This window comes from Sandarakinorhabdus oryzae (assembly GCF_009733735.1).
Lineage (GTDB): Bacteria > Pseudomonadota > Alphaproteobacteria > Sphingomonadales > Sphingomonadaceae > Sandarakinorhabdus > Sandarakinorhabdus oryzae.
The window spans coordinates 1-3,488 of the sequence record NZ_WNJP01000238.1 but is presented as its reverse complement, the minus strand read 5'-3'; the positions used below and the strand labels follow the sequence as shown (position 1 = coordinate 3,488).

Sequence of the window (3,488 nt, the reverse complement as noted above, 5' to 3'; positions counted from 1 at the left end):
GCGGCGTGGTGCCGGCGCGGGCCAGCAGCCGGGCCTGAACCGGGCCGGCGCCGGCAAGGAACGGCAGGGCCAGCGGCTGAGGCCGGCGATCCTGCGGCGGCGCGGTGCGGGTGATGAACAGCAGCCATTCCTCACCATCACCGCTGGCCTGCCACAGGAGGCCATCCGCCCCCTCCCCCATCACCAGCCGCTGTCCGTGCAACAGGTGCCGCCACTGCTGGTGGAAGGCGATCCAGCCCGCCAGCTCGGCGCGCTCGGCATCCGGCAGTTTTGCGGGGTCCAGCTCGACACCGAAATGGCCGGGCAACGCCACCCCGGCGCGGAAGCCCATGGTCTGGCGGCGACCGGTGGCGTGGGCCGGGCTGGCACCGACATGCGCACCCATCAGTTCGGGCGGGAAGAAGGCCTGGAAGCCGCGCTGGATGGTGACGCGGCTGACGGCATCGAGATTGTCGCTGGTCCAGAATCGGTGGGTGAAGGCGGCGATGCCGGCATCGATGCGGCCACCGCCACCGGCACAGCTTTCGATCTCGACGTTGGGGTGGGCGGCGCGCAGCCGGGCGAACAGGCGATAGAGACCGGCCACCTGCCCCACCCCACCCGACGGCGCCAAATCGCGGTTGTGATCCCATTTGAGATAGGCGATCGGCACGTCGCGCAGCAGCGTATCGAGGCAGGTGAAAAGATAATCCTCCACCTCGGGCAGTGACAGGTTGAGCACCAGCTGGTGGCGCGCGGTGGGCTGCGGCGCGCCCGGAATATGCAATGCCCAATCGGGGTGGGCGCGATACAAATCGCTGTCGGGATTGACCATTTCCGGTTCAACCCACAGGCCGAATTCGAGGCCCAAGGCGTTCACTCCCTCTGCAAGGGGTTTGAGGCCATCCGGATATTTCGCCGGATCGGCAGTCCAGTCGCCCAGCCCGGCGCGATCGTTATCGCGGCCGCGGAACCAGCCATCATCAAGGATGAATCGCTCTGCCCCGATGGCGGCGGCGGCACGGGCGAGGTCGAGGATGCGGGCCTGGTCGTGGCGGAAATAGCAGGCTTCCCAACTGTTGAGATGCACCGGGCGCGGACGCATGGTGCCGGAACCTTCGACCTTGGGCCAGCCAAGCCGCGCTCGCACCATCTCGTGCATCTGCTGCATCGCGCCGTTGCGGCCCCTGGCCGAAATCGCCAGCAGCAACGGCGGCGCCGCGAAGCGTTCGCCCGGCTGCAGGGTGATGGCGCCTGCAATGCCGGCTGACAGGAGATGCCGGCCTTCGTCATCGCGCTCGACGCTCAGCGCCGTATCGCCGGACCAGGCCAGTTGCGCCGCCAAAACCAGGCCCTGATCCCAGCCAGCCCCCTGCCCCAGCAGGTAAAGGCCGGGCGGCCCGCCATGGCCCGGCAGTCCGCGCCGACCCTGCCGCCGCCACTGGTGGGCGGACAGCGGCTCGATGCATTCGACAAACTCGGCATTGTGGCGGCCGCGCCAGCTCAGGATGCGGTCAAGCCCGGCCGGCAGCGGCAATAATGCTGACGTCAGCTGATCGATGGACAGCGGCACCGGCCCGTCATTGCCGATCGTGGCGCTGATGGTGAACCCGCCCTGGGCGGCGCGGATCTGCTGTTCCAGGATCAGGCCACTGTGGGCATCGGCCAGCGTCACCCGCAGCACTGCCGCGTCGGCCACCACGCCCGTCACCACCCAGCGCAGCACCTGGCCGGGCACGCTGACTACCAGCGGGCCGAACCAGCCGAGGCCCGGCGCGGTGGCGAACGGCACATATTGATCAAGGCTGAAGGTCGCCGCCCCGCGCGTGGCGGCCAGCGGCGGCAGGCCATCGGCCGCAACCCGCAGCCCCAGATGCCGCCACAACAGCGCCTCGCCGGCCTGTTCGAGCACCAGGCTGGCCTCTGGACTGTGGAGCGCGAAGATCGTCACCCGCGCAGATTGGCGGCGCGATGGCTGGCGTCAACCCACCAGCAGTGTGCGCACGTCCTTGTGGCGGAAACTCTGCACGAACAGATAGATCGACAGGAAGGATGCGCCGCCCAGGAAGGCCAGCAGGCCCAGCGCCAGGCCGGCCGGCGTGAAGCGGTGCCGCCAGCTGGTGTAGAGCCCGGACAGGGTGAGCATGAACAGGAAATCGAGGTTGAACTGCCCCTGCCAGCCACCGCCGGCGATCGCGCCAAAAAAGGCCGAGAACAGGTTGGGCTCGGCCGCGAATACCGGCGCGGTATAGACGCTCAGGCTGATGAAGATGATGACGCAGAGCAGGCGGATCAGCAGCATGATGGTCTCCCCAATTTGGCCCAGCATCGGGGCTGGAGGGAGGCGTGGCAATTACCAGCCAAGTCAGTTTCCGCTGAAGTTGCCGGGCCGCTTGTCCCGGAACGCCACCAGTGCCTCGGCGAAATCCGCGCCTTGCGTGGCCAGCAGCCATTGATCGGCATCGGCATGCAGCACCGCGGCATGGAGTGCGCCCGACACCGCATTGATGCTGCGCTTGATCATCTGCACGGCCAGCGGCGGCAGCGCGGCATATTCGCTGGCCAGCGCAAGCGCCCGCGCATCCTCGCTGCCGGCCGGCACGATCTCGTCGATCAGGCCCCAGTGCGCCAGCGTTTCGGCGTCGAACAGCGCGCCCGACATCACCATGCGCTTGGCCCGCGCCGGACCGATAAGTTCAATGACCGGCCCCAGCGCGTTCCACATCAGGTTGATGCCGATCTTCACTTCACCATAGCCCAGCCGCGAACCCGCCGCCGCAATGCGGAAATCGCAGGCGGTGGCAATGCAGGTGGCGCCGCCGGTTGCCACGCCCTTCACGGCACATATGGTCGGCTGGTCAATGCCCTGGATGGCCCGCATCACCCGCGCGCCCAGCTGCGCCGCCCGCCGCGCCTCGGTGAGCGTCGCTGGATGGGCCCGACGCCCTTCCATCTCGCCGATATCAGCGCCGACCGAAAAATCTGTTCCCTCCCCGCGCAAGACGACCGCGCGCACATCGCCGGCACCGCGCAAGCCATCGGCGATGCGTTCAATTTCGGCCAGCATGGCCTGCGAGAGCGCGTTGCGCCTTTCCGGCCGATCGAGCGTGATGGTGGCGATCTGGTCGGCCACAGCGAGTGTCACGGTCATGCCTCGTCTCCCCGGGCGCGATGGTGGGCGATGCCTGCCGGAAAATCCAGCCTGTGCGGGCCATGCTGCTGCGCCTAAGCTGCAGCGCATGGATGATGTGCTGATCGACCAGGTGAACCGGATGTTCGCCCGCGAAGCGACCGAGGCGCGGCTGCGGCAGGCCCGCGCCGGGCAGTCGGTGGACGGCTGGGATGCGCTGGTGGCAGCTGGACTGCCGCTGGCACTGGCACCGGAAGCGGCGGGCGGACTGGGGCTCGACGCGCCCAGCGTGCTGGCCATCGCGCGGGCCCATGGCCGGGCTGGTGCGCCGTGGCCGCTGGCGCAGGCGATGATCGCGGCGGCGCCCGATTGCCCGGCA

General features: G+C 68.8%; 4 protein-coding genes. 1 reads left to right on the top strand and 3 read right to left on the bottom strand.

Annotated elements, in window-relative coordinates; translation table 11 throughout:
• The 3 genes from GJ693_RS14840 to GJ693_RS14830 form a co-directional block, all read right to left on the bottom strand.
• A partial coding sequence (locus GJ693_RS14840) for an alpha-galactosidase (RefSeq protein WP_156257036.1) occupies positions 1-1,930 on the bottom strand: 1,930 nt, incomplete at its 3' end.
• Between the two features lie 30 nt (positions 1,931-1,960).
• Positions 1,961-2,281, bottom strand: a complete 321-nt coding sequence (locus GJ693_RS14835; protein WP_156257035.1) for a hypothetical protein — start codon at positions 2,279-2,281, stop codon at positions 1,961-1,963.
• A 63-nt stretch (positions 2,282-2,344) separates the two neighbouring features.
• Positions 2,345-3,130 (bottom strand): enoyl-CoA hydratase/isomerase family protein, encoded by a 786-nt coding sequence (locus GJ693_RS14830; RefSeq protein ID WP_156257034.1) that lies wholly within the window; start codon positions 3,128-3,130, stop codon positions 2,345-2,347.
• Between GJ693_RS14830 and GJ693_RS14825 the strand changes: the two genes are divergently transcribed.
• Positions 3,129-3,488 (top strand): acyl-CoA dehydrogenase family protein (locus GJ693_RS14825; RefSeq protein ID WP_197042239.1); only part of this gene is annotated, 360 nt, incomplete at its 3' end. The two genes, GJ693_RS14830 and GJ693_RS14825, sit on opposite strands and share 2 nt — an antisense overlap.

What these genes read in the sequence shown, in the direction of transcription:
- GJ693_RS14835 (WP_156257035.1), bottom strand. Translation starts at nt 2,281, where the DNA reads ATGCTGCTGATCCGCCTGCTCTGCGTCATCATCTTCATCAGCCTGAGC.
- GJ693_RS14830 (WP_156257034.1), bottom strand. Translation starts at nt 3,130, where the DNA reads ATGACCGTGACACTCGCTGTGGCCGACCAGATCGCCACCATCACGCTC.